General features: G+C 70.7%; 9 protein-coding genes. 5 read left to right on the top strand and 4 right to left on the bottom strand.

What is annotated here, in order from left to right; translation table 11 throughout:
• Window positions 1-195 precede the first annotated feature (195 nt).
• The 3 genes from K313_RS0114770 to K313_RS0114760 form a co-directional block, all read right to left on the bottom strand.
• On the bottom strand, window positions 196-1,146 hold the full coding sequence (locus tag K313_RS0114770; protein ID WP_029212256.1) for an electron transfer flavoprotein subunit alpha/FixB family protein: 951 nt from the start codon (window positions 1,144-1,146) through the stop codon (window positions 196-198).
• A gap of 31 nt (window positions 1,147-1,177) precedes the next feature.
• Window positions 1,178-1,963, bottom strand: a complete 786-nt coding sequence (locus K313_RS0114765) for an electron transfer flavoprotein subunit beta/FixA family protein (protein WP_019285604.1) — start codon at window positions 1,961-1,963, stop codon at window positions 1,178-1,180.
• A gap of 242 nt (window positions 1,964-2,205) precedes the next feature.
• The gene (locus tag K313_RS0114760; RefSeq protein WP_029212255.1) at window positions 2,206-2,703 is read right to left on the bottom strand and encodes a T3SS (YopN, CesT) and YbjN peptide-binding chaperone 1; all 498 of its coding nucleotides are present in this window, start codon (window positions 2,701-2,703) and stop codon (window positions 2,206-2,208) included.
• A 93-nt stretch (window positions 2,704-2,796) separates the two neighbouring features.
• Between K313_RS0114760 and glgX the strand changes: the two genes are divergently transcribed.
• Window positions 2,797-4,944: a glycogen debranching protein GlgX gene (gene glgX / locus K313_RS0114755; protein ID WP_029212254.1), complete on the top strand. Its 2,148-nt coding sequence runs from the start codon at window positions 2,797-2,799 to the stop codon at window positions 4,942-4,944.
• Between the two features lie 342 nt (window positions 4,945-5,286).
• Here the strand turns inward: glgX and K313_RS0114750 are convergent, their stop codons facing one another.
• The gene (locus K313_RS0114750) at window positions 5,287-7,872 is read right to left on the bottom strand and encodes a glycogen/starch/alpha-glucan phosphorylase (protein WP_029212253.1); all 2,586 of its coding nucleotides are present in this window, start codon (window positions 7,870-7,872) and stop codon (window positions 5,287-5,289) included.
• 232 nt (window positions 7,873-8,104) lie between these two features.
• Between K313_RS0114750 and K313_RS0114745 the strand changes: the two genes are divergently transcribed.
• From K313_RS0114745 to K313_RS24585, 4 genes are all read left to right on the top strand, one after another.
• Window positions 8,105-10,126: an alpha-1,4-glucan--maltose-1-phosphate maltosyltransferase gene (locus K313_RS0114745; RefSeq protein WP_029212252.1), complete on the top strand. Its 2,022-nt coding sequence runs from the start codon at window positions 8,105-8,107 to the stop codon at window positions 10,124-10,126.
• A 3-nt stretch (window positions 10,127-10,129) separates the two neighbouring features.
• Window positions 10,130-11,848 (top strand): maltose alpha-D-glucosyltransferase, encoded by a 1,719-nt coding sequence (treS, locus tag K313_RS0114740; RefSeq protein ID WP_029212251.1) that lies wholly within the window; start codon window positions 10,130-10,132, stop codon window positions 11,846-11,848.
• A 1-nt stretch (window position 11,849) separates the two neighbouring features.
• Window positions 11,850-16,022 carry a 1,4-alpha-glucan branching protein GlgB gene (gene glgB, locus K313_RS0114735; protein WP_029212250.1) on the top strand — a complete coding sequence of 1,391 codons (4,173 nt, stop codon included), beginning with the start codon at window positions 11,850-11,852 and terminating at the stop codon, window positions 16,020-16,022.
• Between the two features lie 194 nt (window positions 16,023-16,216).
• Entirely contained in the window at window positions 16,217-16,588 is a 372-nt protein-coding gene (locus tag K313_RS24585; RefSeq protein WP_051274160.1) for a hypothetical protein, read from the top strand.
• Window positions 16,589-16,620: the final 32 nt, after the last annotated feature.

Below are 16,620 nucleotides of genomic sequence, written 5' to 3'. Positions count from 1 at the left end.
AAGATCGGGGCCGCCCTCACGCGTGCGCGTGGCGGCGGCCACGGATCGACCTGAGCTCGTCATACCCGGTTCGTCATGCCCGGCCCGTCATACCCGCCTGGCGTCGGCACGTCCAACCCAGGCGGATGTGCCTACCTCGGGTAGTCACACTCGCCTGGCGTGCTAACCCCGGCGGATGTGACTACCTGAGGTAGGTCAGCGCTTCTTGACGGCCTCGGTGGCCTGGGGCAGGACGCTGAACAGGTCGCCCACGACGCCGAAGTCGACGAGCTCGAAGATCGGCGCCTCCTCGTCCTTGTTGACGGCAACGATCGTCTTGGACGTCTGCATGCCCGCCCGGTGCTGGATCGCGCCGGAGATGCCGCACGCGACGTAGAGCTGCGGCGACACCTGCTTGCCGGTCTGGCCGACCTGCGAGGAGTGCGGGTACCACCCGGCGTCGACGGCCGCGCGCGAGGCGCCGACGGCGGCCTTCATCGAGTCGGCGAACTCCTCGACCTGGGTGAAGTCGCCGCCCGTGCCGCGACCGCCGGAGACGACGATCTGCGCGGTGGACAGGTCCGGACGGCCCGTCGACTGCTTGGGCTGGCTGTCGACGATGCGGGCGCCCTTGGACGCGTCGGAGATCTCCGCCGTGACGGACTCCTGCGCGGCCGCACCCTGGGACGCCTCGGGGGCGACCGAGCCGGGCTTGACCGTCACGAAGGTCGGGCCCTTGGTGCCGGTGGCCTGGACGGTCCAGTTGCCGGCGAAGACGGACTGCGTCGTGAGGACGCCGTTGCCGCCGGACTCCACGTCGATCGCGTCGGTGAGGACGCCACCGTCGCAGCGGACCGCGAGCCGGCCCGCGACCTCCTTGGCGTTGGTGCCGGTGGTCATCAGCACCGCCACCGGCGACGCCTGCGCGACGACCGCGGCCAGGGCGTCGACCGTCGGGCCGACGAGGTACTGCGCGATCTGCTCGTCGTCGTTGACGTAGACCTTCTCCGCGCCGTACTTGGCGAGGACGGGCAGGGCGGTCTCGACGCCCTTGCCGAGGAATACGGCGCTCGGCTCACCGATGCGGCGCGCGAGCGTCAGCAACTCGGCGGACGTCTTCTTGAGCTTGCCGTCGGTGTGGTCGACCAGTACGAGAACTTCAGCCATGTCAGTGAACTCCTTTGTCGCCGTGGCCGGCTCAGATGAACTTCTTGGACGCGAGGAACTCGGCGAGCTGCGTGCCGCCCTCGCCCTCGTCCTTGACGATCGTGCCCTGCTCGCGCGGCGGGCGCGGCGTGGCCTGCTCGACCTTGGTCGACGCGGCCTCGAGGCCCACCTGGGCGGGCTCGATGCCGAGGTCGGCGAGCGACCAGGTCTCCACGGGCTTCTTCTTGGCGGCCATGATCCCCTTGAAGGAGGGGTAGCGCGGCTCGTTGCCGGTCTGGTCGGTGACCGAGACGACGGCGGGCAGGGATGCCTCGATGCGCTCGGTGGCGGTGTCGCCGTCGCGGCGGATCGTCACCGAGGAGCCCTCGACGGTGAGCTCGGACGCCAGCGTCACCTGGGGCAGCCCCAGACGCTCGGCGACCATGGCCGGGACGACGCTCATGGCGCCGTCGGTCGACGCCATCCCGAACATCACGAGGTCGGGCTGGCCGACCTTCTTGATGGCCTCGGCGAGGACGAGGGAGGTGGCGACCGAGTCGCTGCCGTGCAGCGCCTCGTCGTTGACGTGGACGCCCTTGTCCGCGCCCATCTGCAGGGCCTTCTTGACGGCGTCGGCGGCGGCGTCCGGGCCCATCGTGATGACGGTCAGGGTGCCCTCGCCCGCCTCGATGATCCGCAGCGCCTCCTCGACGGGGTACTCGTCGAGCTCGGACATGAGGCCGTCGACGGCCTGGCGGTCGGTGGTCCAGTCGGTGTCGTCGAAGCCGCGGTCGCCCTGGGCGTCCGGCACGTGCTTGACGCAGACAACGATGTCCATGCGTGCGGGTCCTCTTCTCTCGGTGCTCGCGGCGTGCGCCAGGACGGCGACGCCGCACGGTTGGCATTGTGCCCTGACGGGACGCGTCGGCGCAGTGGTGGTCACCACACCGGCGGACGTCACGCCCGGGCCTCCCTCTACATTACCCGCTGGTAACTTCACCTGCGGACGTTCGGGGGAACGGGCGCGCCCCTCCCCTCACGAGGGAGGGCAGGGGCGCGACGGCATACGGCCGGAGGGGCTCAGGACTGTTGGAGCCCGCCCTGGCCGAGGTCGCCCTGGCCGTCGCCGTCCTCGTCGAGCTGGACCTGACCGGTGGCGATCTGGTGCCAGGTCTGGACGGCCGCGAGGACGACGGAGGTCGTCATGGGCAGCAGGACCTTGACGTCGGTGCCCGGGAGCATGACGTGCTCGGCGGTCACGACGAGGGTGCCGCCGGCGAGGCCGGCCTTGACGACGCTCATGCGCAAGGACAGCTCGTTGCAGGCACGCAGCTGGGCCAGCTCGTCGGCGGGGACGTCCTCGCCGATCTGCCACTGGCCGAAGACGCGCATGATGGTGACGTCGCCCTCGATGCACCGGACGAACAGCTGCTGGCCCTGCACCTTGTAGGCGACGTCGCCGTCGGCGTCGAGGTCCGCCATGAGCCCGTCGTCGTGGAGGGCGGAGAGGACCTGGCCGCGCAGCGGGTGCTCGTCGGCAGGCGGCGGGAAGTTGGGGAGGGAGGTGGGATCCGTCATGGCTCCACCGTAACGTCACGGACTGGCCCGAGCCATCCTCGCCCCCCGAGCGTCCGCGCCGTCCGGCGCGCGGCCCGCCCTACACTCGGCGCCATGGCCCCGACCACGAACGACCACACCCCTGCCCTCGGCGTCACGCTCCGGGTGGATCCCGTCTCGGGGGTGGACGTGGCGGACGTCGCGGTCCACGCCGGGCACGCCGACGCCGTCGAGCTGTGCCTCTTCGACCCCGAGGACCGGACGGGCGCCTCGGAGCGGCGGATCCCGTTGCGGCACAGGGCCTTCGGCACGTGGTTCGACACCGTTCCCGGGGTGCGCGCGGGGCAGCGCTACGGCTACCGGGTGCACGGGCCGTGGCGCCCGTGGGAGGGCCACCGGCACAACCCCGCCAAGCTGCTGCTCGACCCCTACGCCCGCGCCGTGGAGGGCGCCGTGACCTGGCGGCCCGAGGTCTACGGCCACTCGGTCGACGACTCGCTGCACGGCGACATCGACGTGATCGACCCCCGCGACAGCGCGCCCTTCGTCCCCCGCGGCGTCGTCGTCGACGGCCGGTTCGAGTGGGAGGGGGACGCCCACCCGCGCAACCCCATCTCCTCGACCGTCCTCTACGAGGCCCACGTCCGCAGCCTCACGGCCCGCCTGCCCGGCGTGCCCGAGCACCTGCGCGGGACGTATGCCGGGATCGCGCACCCCGCCACCATCGCCCACCTCACGCGCATCGGGATCACGGCCCTGGAGCTGCTGCCCGTCCACGCCTTCGAGTCCGAGCCGCAGCTCGTGCAGCGCGGCCTGGCCAACTACTGGGGCTACAACACGCTCGGCTTCTTCGCCCCGCACGCGCCGTATGCCGCCGCGACCAACCCCCAGGGCGTGCTCGCCGAGTTCAAGGGGATGGTCAAGGCCCTGCACCGCGCGGGCATCGAGGTCATCCTCGACGTGGTCTACAACCACACCTGCGAGCAGAGCGTCGACGGGGCCACCCTGTCGCTGCGCGGGCTGGACGCGGCGACCTACTACCGCCTCGACGGGCGCGGCCGGGACGTCGACGTCACCGGCTGCGGCAACACGCTCGACACCCGCCACATCGTCCCCATGCGCCTGGTCCTGGACTCGCTGCGCTACTGGGTGACCGAGTGCCACGTCGACGGCTTCCGGTTCGACCTCGCGGTGGCGCTCGGGCGGGGCAAGGACGACGGCTACGACCCCGACCACCCGTTCCTCATGGCGCTGCGCTCGGACCCGGTGCTCTCGCGCACCAAGCTCATCGCCGAGCCCTGGGACATCGGCTTCAACGGCTGGCGGACCGGCCAGTTCCCCCCGCCCTTCGCCGAGTGGAACGACCGCTTCCGCGACGACGTGCGGACCTTCTGGCTCGTCGACCAGGCGCGCAGCGCGCACGGCCAGTCCGGCCACGGCGTCTCGCACCTCGCCACCCGGCTCGTGGGGTCGGAGGACCTCTTCCGCCACCACGACCGCAGCCCCGTCGCCTCGGTCAACTTCGTCGCGGCGCACGACGGCTTCACGCTGGCCGACCTCACGGCATACGACGTCAAGCACAACGGCGCCAACGGCGAGAACAACCGCGACGGCACCGACAACAACCGGTCCTGGAACCACGGCGCCGAGGGGCCCGCCGACCCCGAGACCCAGGCGCGGCGGCACCGCTCGATGCGCAACCTGCTCGGCACGTTGTTCGTCGCGGCCGGGATCCCCATGCTGTGCGCGGGCGACGAGCTCGGCCGCTCCCAGCGCGGCAACAACAACGCCTACTGCCAGGACAACGGCGCCTCGTGGATCGACTGGTCGCTGCAGCCGTGGCAGGAGGACCTGGTCGAGACGACGAGCTGGCTGGCCCGGCTGCGCCGCGAGCACCCCGCGCTGCGGCAGCGGCACTTCTTCGGCGGGCGGGCGCCCCACCCGGACGGCACGGCGGACCTCATGTGGTACGCGCTCAACGGGGAGCCGATGACCGCCGCCCGCTGGGACGACCCGGGCAACGCGACGCTGCTCACCTACATCGACGGGGACTGCGTCGAGGACGAGTCCTTCCTGCTGTGCTTCCACGGGTCGGCGCACGACATCACGGTCACGCTCCCCCACGCCGACGCGGTCAAGGCCTACCGCCTGATGTGGGACAGCGCGTGGGAGCGGCCGGACGCCGCGGGCGAGCGGCTCGTCCCGGGCCAGGAACGCGTCACGTCGGGGCCGTCGATGCAGATCTTCCGCGCCATCCGCTGACCCCAACGTCGCCGCGCCCCCGTCTGGGTGGCCGTCCCCCGTCTGCCTGGCCGATCCCCGTCTGGATGGCCGTCCCCCGTCTGGGGCTGCAGCCCAAGACGGGGGCCGGCAGGCCAGACGTAGGACAGTGGCCCGGACGCAGGACGGTGATCCAGACGCAGGCCGGTCGTGCACCCGGTGGTGCCGCCTGGGCATGGTGGCGCCGGCGAGAGGCCGTTGGCGCGTCATACGGCAGCTGCCTGGATCCCACCCCCACCACACCGAGATCGTGAGTGTTCGGTCCAAGAAGGGCGGACCAGACACTCACGATCTGCGGGGATGGGGGTGGGGTCGCGCGGGCGGTCAGTCGTGCGTGGGCATCCAGATGCGCCGCAGGTAGTCCTTCATCGACCGGTCGGAGGAGAAGAAGCCGCTGCGGGCGACGTTGAGGATCGCCGAGCGCGTCCAGCGCTCCTGGTCGCGGTAGGCCTTGTCGACCTCGCCCTGCACGTCGATGTAGGACTGGAAGTCCGCCAGCGTCATGAACCGGTCGTTGTAGAGCAGGTCGTCGACGACGGTTGCGGCCAGGCCACGGTCGCCGCCGGTGAAGTGCCCCGACGCGACCAGGTCGATGGCCCGCTTCAGCTGCGGGTTGGCCTCGTAGACCGCGCTGGGCACGTAGCCCTTGGCCTGCAGCGCCGCGACCTGCGGCTCGTCCATGCCGAACAGGAAGAAGTTGTCGTCACCCACGAGCTTGCGGATCTCGACGTTGGCGCCGTCGTCCGTGCCGATGGTGAGCGCGCCGTTGAGGGCGAACTTCATGTTGCCCGTGCCCGACGCCTCCTTGCCGGCGAGCGAGATCTGCTCGGACAGGTCGGCGGCCGGGATGAGCTTGTTGGCGAGCGTGACGTTGTAGTTGGCCGGGAAGGCCACCGTCAGCACGCCCTTGACGCGCTCGTCCGCGTTGATCGTCGCGGCGACCGAGTTGATGAGGTAGATGATCTCCTTGGCCATGTGGTAGCCGGGAGCCGCCTTGGCGCCGAACACGAACGTGCGCGGCACCACCGAGTCCTTGTCGACCTGGCCCGAGATGATCTGCTCGTAGAGCGAGACGATGTGCAGGAGCTTGAGCGTCTGGCGCTTGTACTCGTGCAGACGCTTGACCATCACGTCGACCATGCCGTGCTCGGGCAGCTCGATGCCGTCGCGCACCGCCAGCAGCTCGCGCAGGCGCTTCTTGTTGGCCTGCTTGGCCGCGGCGAAGCGCTCGCGGAACTCCTCGTCCTCGGCATACGGCTCGAGGCTCTCCAGCCGCTCCAGCTTGGTCTCCCAGCCGACGCCGATGGTGTCGGTGATCAGCTGCGACAGCGTGGGGTTGGCGAGGCGGATGAAGCGGCGCGGGGTCACGCCGTTGGTGACGTTGGTGAACTTGTCGGGCCACATCTCGGAGAAGTCCGGCAGGACCTTGTCGCGCAGCAGCTGCGAGTGCAGCTCGGCCACGCCGTTGACCTTGACCCCGGCCACCGTGGCGAGGTTGGCCATGCGGACGGCGCGCTCGGGGTGGTCCTGGATGATCGACATACGACGCACCCGCAGCTCGTCGCCCGGGAAGGCCTCGCGGACCGTCTCGAGGAACTCCTCGTTGATGCGGTAGATGATCTCGAGGTGGCGCGGCAGGAGACGGCCGACGAGCTCGACGGGCCAGACCTCGAGGGCCTCCGGCAGCAGCGTGTGGCAGGTGTACGCGAAGCACTTCTGCGTGACGGCCCACGCCTCGTCCCACTCCATGCCGTGCTCGTCCATCAGCAGGCGCATCATCTCGGGGATCGCGATGACCGGGTGGGTGTCGTTGAGCTGGAAGATGATCCGCTCGTGCAGGCGGTGGAGGTCGAAGTCCTTCTCCAGCGTGCGGTCGATGAAGTCCTTGAGCGAGCAGGCGACGAAGAAGTACTGCTGCTGCAGGCGCAGCTCGCGGCCCTGCGGGGTGGAGTCCTCGGGGTAGAGCACCTTGGAGATGTTCTCGGCGAAGGTCTGGGCGCGCACGGCTGCCGCGTAGTCGCCGGAGTTGAAGATCTGCAGGTCGAAGGCCTGCGTGGCGCGGGCGCTCCACAGGCGCAGGGTGTTGACCACGCCGTTCTGGTAGCCCGGGACCATGTAGTGGTAGGGCACGCCGAGGACGTTCCAGGCCGGCACCCAGCGGCTGCGCTGGACCTGGCGGCCGGAGCCGTCCCCCGCGTCCTCGACGTAGGTCTCGGTGCTGCCGCCGAAGCCCACGGTCACCGCGCGGTCCGGGTGCGGGAACTCCCACGGCCCGCCGAGCGAGAGCCAGGAGTCGGGGACCTCGACCTGGCGCCCGCCCTCGAAGGTCTGCCGGAAGATGCCGTACTCGTAGCGGATGCCGTAGCCGATGCACGGGACGTCCATCGTGGCGAGGGAGTCGACGAAGCAGGCGGCGAGGCGCCCCAGGCCGCCGTTGCCGAGGCCGGGCTCGACCTCCTGGGCGCGCAGCGTCCGCAGGTCCAGGCCGAGGCTCTTGAGGGCCTGGTCGGCGATCGCGCCGAGGTCGGTCGCGAGCAGGGCGTTGCCCATCTGCCGGCCGAGGAGGTACTCCGCCGACAGGTAGCCGACCATCTTGGTCGGGTTCTCCCGGCGCCGCCGGGCCGTCTCGAGCCAGTCCGCCATGAGGTAGTGCCGGATCGTGCGTGCCAGGGCGAGGTACTGGTCGTTCTGGGACGCTCGGGACAGGGCCACGCCCTCGCCGAAGTTCAGCTCGCGCAGGTACTCCCGGGCGAACCCGTCGACCGTGCGCGGGGGCCGGGCGACCGGCGCGGTGGCCAGCGGGTTGCTCGGGTCGAGCGACGGTCCGGTCGTCGTGGTGTCGTAGGGCAAGGGCCTCTCGTCCGCCAGCCAGCTCGAGCTGGGGTCCAGCGCGGTCGCGTCCTGCGTCATGTCGCCTCCGGTGTCGTGGTTCACCCGGACACGAAGAATCCGACGGTCCGCTGCAGCGCGGCCTGGGGCGGTCCGGGACTGCCGCCAACTGTAGTGGACGGGCCCCCCTGGAGACCCAGCCTTGGGCGCACCACGCCGTAACCTGCGAGAACCGGCGAGGAATCGCTCCGCTGGGCGAGACGACGACCTCTCAGGTGCGATCCGGACACACTCTTTGGGTACCGTGACGCGAGTGACCGCCCCACGACTGTCATCCGCCCCCCAGACCCCCATCGGCCGCATCCCCGTGCTCGACGTGACCCCTCGCGTCGACGAGGGGCGACTGCCCGCCAAGTCCGTCGTGCACGAGCCGTTCACCGTCACCGCGCGGGTGTTCCGCGAGGGTCATGACGCCGTGAACGCCTCCGTCGCCATCACCGATCCGGACGGGCGCACGGCCTACGTCCCGATGCGCTCGACCAACGTCGGCCTGAGCCTGTGGGAGGCGCAGATCGCCGCCGACCGGGAGGGCCTGTGGTCCTACCGCGTCGAGGGCTGGTCCGACCCCTACGGCACCTGGCACCACGACGCCGTCATCAAGGTCGAGGCCGGCGTCGACGTCGAGCTCATGCTCGAGGAGGGTGCGCTCGTGCTCGAGCGGGCCCTCGCCGAGGTCGAGCGCTCCCCCGAGCAGCAGCAGGTCCTGCGGGAGGCCGTGGTCGCCCTGCGCGACACCTCCCGTCCCCTGCCTGACCGGCTGTATGCCGGAGCGGGCGACGCCGTCGCGCGTGAGATCACGGCCCGCCCGCTCCGCGACCACGTGTCCCCCTCCCCCGAGCAGAGCTGGCTCGTCGAGCGTCAGCTGGCGCTGGCGGGGGCGTGGTACGAGATCTTCCCCCGCTCCGAGGGCGCCTACCAGGACGCCGACGGGACCTGGCACACCGGGACGCTGCGCACCGCCGCCGAGCGGCTGCCGGCCATCCGGGACATGGGCTTCGACGTCGTCTACCTCACCCCGATCCACCCCATCGGCAGGACCAACCGCAAGGGCCCCAACAACACCCTGACCGCGGGACCGCTGGACCCGGGCTCGCCCTACGCCATCGGCTCCGAGGCGGGTGGCCACGACGCGATCGAGCCGAGCCTCGGCACGTTCGAGGACTTCGACGCGTTCGTCGCCCGGTCGCGCGAGCTGGGGCTCGAGGTCGCGCTCGACATCGCCCTGCAGTGCTCGCCCGACCACCCCTGGGTCACCGAGCACCCGGAGTGGTTCACGACGCGGGCCGACGGGACCATCGCGTATGCCGAGAACCCGCCCAAGAAGTACCAGGACATCTATCCGCTGAACTTCGACAACGACCCGGCGGGCATCTACCAGGCCGTCCGCGACGTCATCCAGGTGTGGATCGACCATGGCGTCACGCTCTTCCGCGTCGACAACCCGCACACCAAGCCGGTCGAGTTCTGGCAGTGGCTGATCGCGGACGTGGCCAAGACCCACCCCGAGATCATCTGGCTGGCCGAGGCGTTCACCAAGCCCGCGATGATGCACACGCTGGGCAAGATCGGCTTCCAGCAGTCCTACACGTACTACGCGTGGCGCAACGAGAAGTGGGAGCTCGAGGAGTACGTCACCGAGCTCGCCGGCGACGCCGCGGCCTACATGCGCCCGTCCTTCTGGCCGACGACGCACGACATCCTCACGCCCTACATGCAGTACGGCGGGCCGGCGGCCTGGAAGGTCCGGGCTGCGCTCGCTGCCACCCTCGTCCCGACCTACGGCATCTATGCGGGCTACGAGCTGATGGAGCACGTCGCGCGCCCGGGCGCCGAGGAGCAGATCGACAACGAGAAGTACCAGCTCAAGGACCGCGGCTGGGCGGACTACGCGCCCGGTGGGCCCAAGGCCGGTCAGTCGCTCGACGGCTACCTGCGCACGCTCAACCAGATCCGTCACTGGCACCCCTCGCTGAGGCTGCTGCGCAACATCACGTTCCACCACTGCGAGGACGAGAACATCATCGTGTTCTCCAAGACCGCACGCACGCCCGACGGTCACGACGACACCGTCATCGTCGTCGCCAACCTCGACCCGCACTCGACGCGGGAGTCCTGGATCCACCTGGACATGCCCGCCCTCGGTCTGGGATACGGTGACGGGTTCGTGGCGCACGACGAGATGACCCAGCAGTCCTGGCACTGGGGACCGGACAACTTCGTCCGGCTCGGCCGTGACGCCGAACCCGCCCACATCATCCACGTCCGGAGGTTCTGACAGGTGCACGGCCTCAACCTCGCCCAGCCCGGGCTCAAGCACGACCCGCGCTGGTTCCGCAAGGCTGTCTTCTACGAGGTGCTCGTCCGCGCCTTCGCCGACAGCAACGGGTCGGGCGCCGGTGACTTCACCGGCCTGCTCGGCAAGCTCGACTACCTCCAGTGGCTCGGCGTCGACTGCCTGTGGCTGCCCCCGTTCTACGCGTCACCGCTGCGCGACGGCGGCTACGACATCGCCGACTACCGCGCGGTGCTGCCGGAGTTCGGGACGCTGCCGGAGTTCAAGGAGCTGGTGTCGCAGGCCCACGCCCGCGGCATCCGGATCATCACCGACTTCGTGATGAACCACACCAGCGACCAGCACCCGTGGTTCCAGGCGAGCCGCTCGGAGCCCGAGGGGCCCTACGGCGACTACTACGTCTGGTCCGACGACGACACCAAGTACTCCGACGCGCGCATCATCTTCGTGGACACCGAGGTCTCCAACTGGACCTTCGACCCCGTGCGCCGGCAGTTCTTCTGGCACCGCTTCTTCTCCCACCAGCCGGACCTCAACTTCGAGAACCCCAAGGTCCAGGAGGAGATGTTCGACATCGTCCGCTACTGGATGGACATGGGCATCGACGGGTTCCGGCTCGACGCCGTCCCCTACCTCTTCGAGGAGGACGGGCACAACGGCGAGAACCACCCCAGGACGCACGAGTTCCTGGCCCAGCTGCGGCGCATGGTGGACGAGGAGTACCCCGGCCGCATCCTGCTGGCCGAGGCCAACCAGATGCCCCACGAGGTCGTGGACTACTTCGGCTCCGAGGAGGCGCCGGAGTGCCAGATGTGCTTCCACTTCCCCGTGATGCCGCGCCTGTACTACGCGCTGCGCGAGGGCAAGGCCACGCCCATCGTCAAGGTGCTCGAGGAGACCCCCGAGATCCCGACGGGCACGCAGTGGGGCACCTTCCTGCGCAACCACGACGAGCTGACGCTCGAGATGGTGGACAACGAGGAGCGGGCCGCGATGTACGGCTGGTACGCCCCCGACCCGCGCATGAAGGCCAACGTCGGCATCCGCCGCCGCCTCGCTCCCCTGCTGGACAACTCCCGCGCCGAGATCGAGCTGATCAACGCGCTGGTCCTGTCCCTGCCCGGCTCGCCGTGCCTGTACTACGGCGACGAGCTCGGCATGGGCGACAACATCTGGCTCAACGACCGCGACGCGGTGCGCACGCCGATGCAGTGGACGCCGGACCGCAACGCGGGTTTCTCCAGCGCCGACCCCGGCAAGCTCTACCTGCCGGTCATCCAGTCGCTCGTCTACCACCACAACAACGTCAACGTCGAGGCGGCGATGGCGTCCAGCTCGTCGCTGCTGCACTGGATGCGCGGCATGCTGCAGGTGCGCCGTCACCACCCGGTGATGGGCATGGGCACCTTCACCGTCATGCCGAGCGACAACGACGCGATCCTCGCCTTCCTGCGCGAGGTCACCGAGGCCGAGGCGGACGAGGACACCCCCGCCGAGACCGTCCTGTGCGTCAACAACCTGTCGCCGCGCCCCCAGGGCACCAGGATCCAGCTGCCCAGCCCGTATGCCGGAGCCCAGGTGCAGGACCTGTTCGGCGGCAGCGGCTTCGTCTCCGTGGACGAGCAGGCACGCTTCACGGTGACCATGGGTTCGCGAGACTTCTTCTGGCTCAAGCTGGTCCGCAAGACCGGGAACGAGGACTGAGATGGCAGGCACGTGCAAGATCGAGGCCGGGGCCACGCTGGAGCCGACCAAGCTCGAGGCCCTGCAGGCGTGGATCGGCGAGCAGCGGTGGTTCATCGGCAAGGGCTCCGAGGACGGCCCCCAGTTCGCGCGGGTCGGCGGCTACCGCTTCCAGGACCCCGAGGGCGAGGTCGGCATCGAGACGCTGCTGGTCCGCGACACCGCGGCCGAGCCTCCCGTGCTCTACCAGGTGCCCCTCACCTATCGCGCGACCCCGCTCGAGGGTGGTGAGCACGCGCTCGTCGGCACGATGGAGCACTCGGTGCTCGGCACGCGCTACGTCTACGACGCACCGCACGACCCCGTCTACGTCGCCGAGCTCGTCCGCACCATCGTCGAGGGCGACACCGAGGCCACCCCGGACCACGGCAAGGTCGACACCGGCGCGCAGGGCAGCCCCGTCGCAGAGGTCGGGCGCGTCGCCATACGCAGCGCCAAGGTGCTGGCCGGCGAGCAGTCCAACACCTCGATCATCGTCACCGCGGACGACGCGGACGGTGCCCCGGCACCGTTGATCGTCAAGGTGTTCCGCGTGCTGTCGGCCGGCGACAACCCCGACGTCACGGTGCAGACCGCCCTCGCCGAGGCCGGCTCGACGCTGGTCCCGAGGCCCCTCGGCTCGCTGCGCGGGCGCTGGACCGACAACGGGCACGACGTCCGCGGCCACCTCGCGTTCGCCCAGGAGTTCCTGCCCGACGTCCGCGACGCCTGGCGCGTCGCGCTCGAGGCCGCGAGCACCGGCACCGACTTCTCCGAGCGCGCCCGCGCCCTCGGCGTCGCCACCGGCGAGGTGCACCGCACGCTCGTCGAGGCGATGGAGACCGCCGAGGCCACCGACGAGGACCACCGCACCCTGGCGCTGTCGATGCGCAGCCGCTGGATCCTGGCCGCCGAGGCCCACCCGCCGCTGCGCGAGCAGGAGGCCGAGGTCGACGCGATCCTCGCCGCCGCCCGCGACGCCGACTGGCCGCTGCTGCAGCGCATCCACGGCGACTACCACCTGGGGCAGGTCCTCGACGTGCCCGAGCGCGGCTGGGTGCTGCTCGACTTCGAGGGCGAGCCCCTGCGCCCGCTCGCCGAGCGCAACGTCCCCGACCTGGCCGTCCGCGACGTGGCCGGCATGCTCCGGTCCTTCGACTACGCGGCCGGCTCGGTCGCGCAGGAGGACGCGAGCCGGTCCGAGACCGCCGCCGCCTGGGCGCACGCCGCCCGCGAGGCCTTCCTCGACGGCTACGCCGACGCCACCGGTCGCGACCCCCGCCACGAGCCCGAGGTGCTGCGCGCCATGGAGCTCGACAAGGCCCTGTACGAAGTGGTCTACGAGGCACGCAACCGTCCCTCGTGGCTCCCCATCCCCACCGGCGCCGTCGAGCGCCTGGTGGCTGCAGCGAAGGGAACAACGATGAAGGACCACGACGCACCCCGCACCGACGAGTCGGCCGACAGCGCCAGCGCGCCCAGCACCCCCAGCACGGTCGCTCCCTCGGCCGACAGCGCCAGCGCGACCGGCTCCGGCAGCACGCGCCACGAGAGGCCGACGAAGGACAGCGACCGCGGTGACCGCTCGCGACTGCTCGGTGCGGTCTCCGGCGTCGTGGGCGCCGTCGGCGCAGCCGTGGCCTCGCAGGTCGGCGAGGCCGCGCGCAACGCCGCGGGCTCCGCCGCCCAGGAGGTTCGCTCCCGCGCCGCGGCAGCCATGTCCACCGAGGCCAGCGCGTCCACCGAGACCGGCACGTCCACCGAGACCAGCACGTCCACCCAGGCCGCCGCACCCGCGCGGTCCGTGACGCAGACCGGGCCCCGTCCGGTCCCCGTGCACACGGACGAGATCAACCGGCTCGTCCACGGTCACCACCACGACCCGCACTCGGTCCTCGGGCCGCACCAGGGCGAGGGCGTCGTCACCGTGCGCACCTTCAAGCCGCGGGCCGCGACGGTCGGCCTCGTCCTCGACGGCCGGGTCGTCCCCTTCCAGCACGAGCACGAGGGTGTCTGGACCGCCACCATCGAGGCCGACCAGGTGCCCGACTACCGCGTGGCGGTGGACTACGGCGACGGGTTCAAGCACACGGTCGACGACCCCTACCGCTTCTGGCCGACCCTCGGCGAGGTCGACATCCACCTCATCTCCGAGGGACGCCACGAGCAGCTGTGGGACGTCCTGGGCTCGCACGTCCGGTCCTACGACGGCCCGCTCGGCACGACGCGGGGCACCAGCTTCGCCGTCTGGGCGCCCAACGCCCGCACCGTCCGCGTCGCCGGCGACTTCAACACGTGGGACTCCCAGGGCCACCCGATGCGGTCGCTCGGTGGCTCGGGCCTGTGGGAGCTGTTCATCCCCGGCGTGGAGCCCGGCACCCGCTACAAGTACGAGATCCTCGGCAAGGACGGCCAGTGGCGCGCCAAGGCCGACCCGATGGCGCGGCGCACCGAGATCCCGCCGGCCACCGCGTCGGTCGTCGACGAGTCGACCTACCGCTGGTCCGACGAGGCCTGGATCACCGAGCGCGACGCCACGCAGCGCCACGAGCAGCCCATGAGCATCTACGAGGTCCACCTGGGCTCGTGGCGGCTGGGGCTGTCCTACACCGAGCTCGCGGACCAGCTCGTCGCCTACGTCAACGACCTCGGCTTCACCCACGTGGAGTTCCTCCCCGTCGCCGAGCACCCCTACGGCCCGTCCTGGGGCTACCAGGTCACCGGCTACTACGCCCCGACCTCGCGCTTCGGCTCGCCCGACGAGTTCCGCCACCTCGTGGACGCGCTGCACCAGGCCGGTGTCGGCGTCATCCTCGACTGGGTCCCGGCGCACTTCCCGAAGGACGCCTTCGCCCTGGCGAAGTTCGACGGCGAGGCGCTCTACGAGCACCCGGACCCCCGCCGCGGCGACCAGCCCGACTGGGGCACCCACGTGTTCGACTTCGGTCGTCCGCAGGTGCGCAACTTCCTCGTCGCCAACGCGCTCTACTGGCTCGAGGAGTTCCACATCGACGGCCTGCGGGTCGACGCGGTGGCGTCGATGCTCTACCTCGACTACTCCCGCAACGAGGGCGAGTGGCTGCCCAACCAGTACGGCGGCCGGGAGAACCTCGACGCCGTGCAGCTCCTGCAGGAGACCAACGCGACGGTCTACAAGCACCACCCCGGCGCCATGGTCATCGCCGAGGAGTCCACGTCCTGGCCGGGCGTCACCCGACCCACCGAGATCGGCGGACTGGGCTTCGGCTTCAAGTGGAACATGGGCTGGATGCACGACACCCTCGACTACGTCGAGCACGAGGCCATCTACCGGCAGTACCACCACGGCGAGATGACCTTCGGCATGGTCTACGCGTTCAGCGAGAACTTCGTGCTGCCGATCTCGCACGACGAGGTCGTCTACGGCAAGGGCTCCCTGCTCCGCAAGATGCCCGGCGACCGTTGGCAGCAGCTCGCCAACCTGCGCGCCTACCTCGGCTTCATGTGGGCCCACCCCGGCAAGAAGCTGCTGTTCATGGGCCAGGAGTTCGCGCAGGAGGCCGAGTGGGCCGACGCGCAGAGCCTGGACTGGTGGCTCTTGGACCAGCCGTGGCACCTCTCGGTCCACCAGATGGTCAAGTCGATGAACGGCACCTACCGCGAGTCGCCCGCCCTGTGGCAGCTCGACACGTCCGGTGAGGGTTTCCGCTGGATCGACGCCAGCGACGCTCAGGGCAACGTGTTCTCGTTCCTGCGCTACGGCAAGGACGAGGGCGAGGGCCGTCCCGCGGTGGCCTGCGTGTCCAACTTCTCGGGCGGCCCGCACCACCAGTACCGCATCGGCCTGCCCCACCCGGGCGTCTGGCGCGAGGTGCTCAACACCGACGCGACCGAGTGGGCCGGCTCCGGGGTCGGCAACCTCGGCCAGGTCGTCGCCGAGGAGATCCCCTGGCACGGGCTCCCCTACTCCGCCGAGATCACGGTGCCGCCGCTCGCGACGGTGTGGTTCAGCGCGGAGACCCCCGTCCCGGCAGAGCCCACGGCGGTGCGGCGGCAGGAGCGCCCCGAGCTGACCTCGACGTCAGCCTCGGCCTCGACGTCGACGTCGACCGAGATCGGTGCCGACGCGGCCTCGCGGCCCGAGCTGGACGCCACCCCGGGCGAGACGCAGGTCTGAGCCGGCGCCGGCACGGCATACGACCGGAGGGGCCCCACCAGCACGGCGGGGCCCCTCTCGCGTGCTCAGGGTCGAGAAGGGCGGCAGGGCACTCGCCGCATGGTCATGCGAACTGGTGAGTAGCAAGGTATAGGCAAAGAGGCCTACCGGCGGGTAGCCTCACGACACCTCACCCCTCCCGACAGGAGACACCGTTGTCCTCTGCCCTGCCCCGCCGTCGCACCGCCGCGACCGCCGTCCTCGCCGCCACCCTCGTCGCCATCGCCCCGGCGATCGCCTCGGCGGACGAGCACGCGATCCCCGGCACCGCCGGCGCCAGCACCCTGAGCGACTCCCCCGAGCCCGCTCGCCCCGCGTTCTACGAGCCGCCCGCCCAGATCCCCAGCACGCCCGGCACCATCATCCGCACGCAGAAGGCCGACAACGTCCTCGACCCCCTGGACTCCTCCTCCCTCACCTTCGACGCCCGCCGCGTCATGTACTCCTCCAAGGACCGCGAGGGCAACTCGATCGCCGTCACCGGCGTCATGGTCTCGCCCAAGACGCCCTGGATCGGCCCGGGCTAGCACCCGATCATCAGCTTTGCCGCCGGCACCCA

This window comes from Arsenicicoccus bolidensis DSM 15745 (assembly GCF_000426385.1).
GTDB classification, from domain to species: Bacteria; Actinomycetota; Actinomycetes; order Actinomycetales; family Dermatophilaceae; genus Arsenicicoccus; species Arsenicicoccus bolidensis.
Note: the sequence above shows the minus strand (reverse complement) of the source record. Positions and strands in the feature narration are given on the sequence as shown.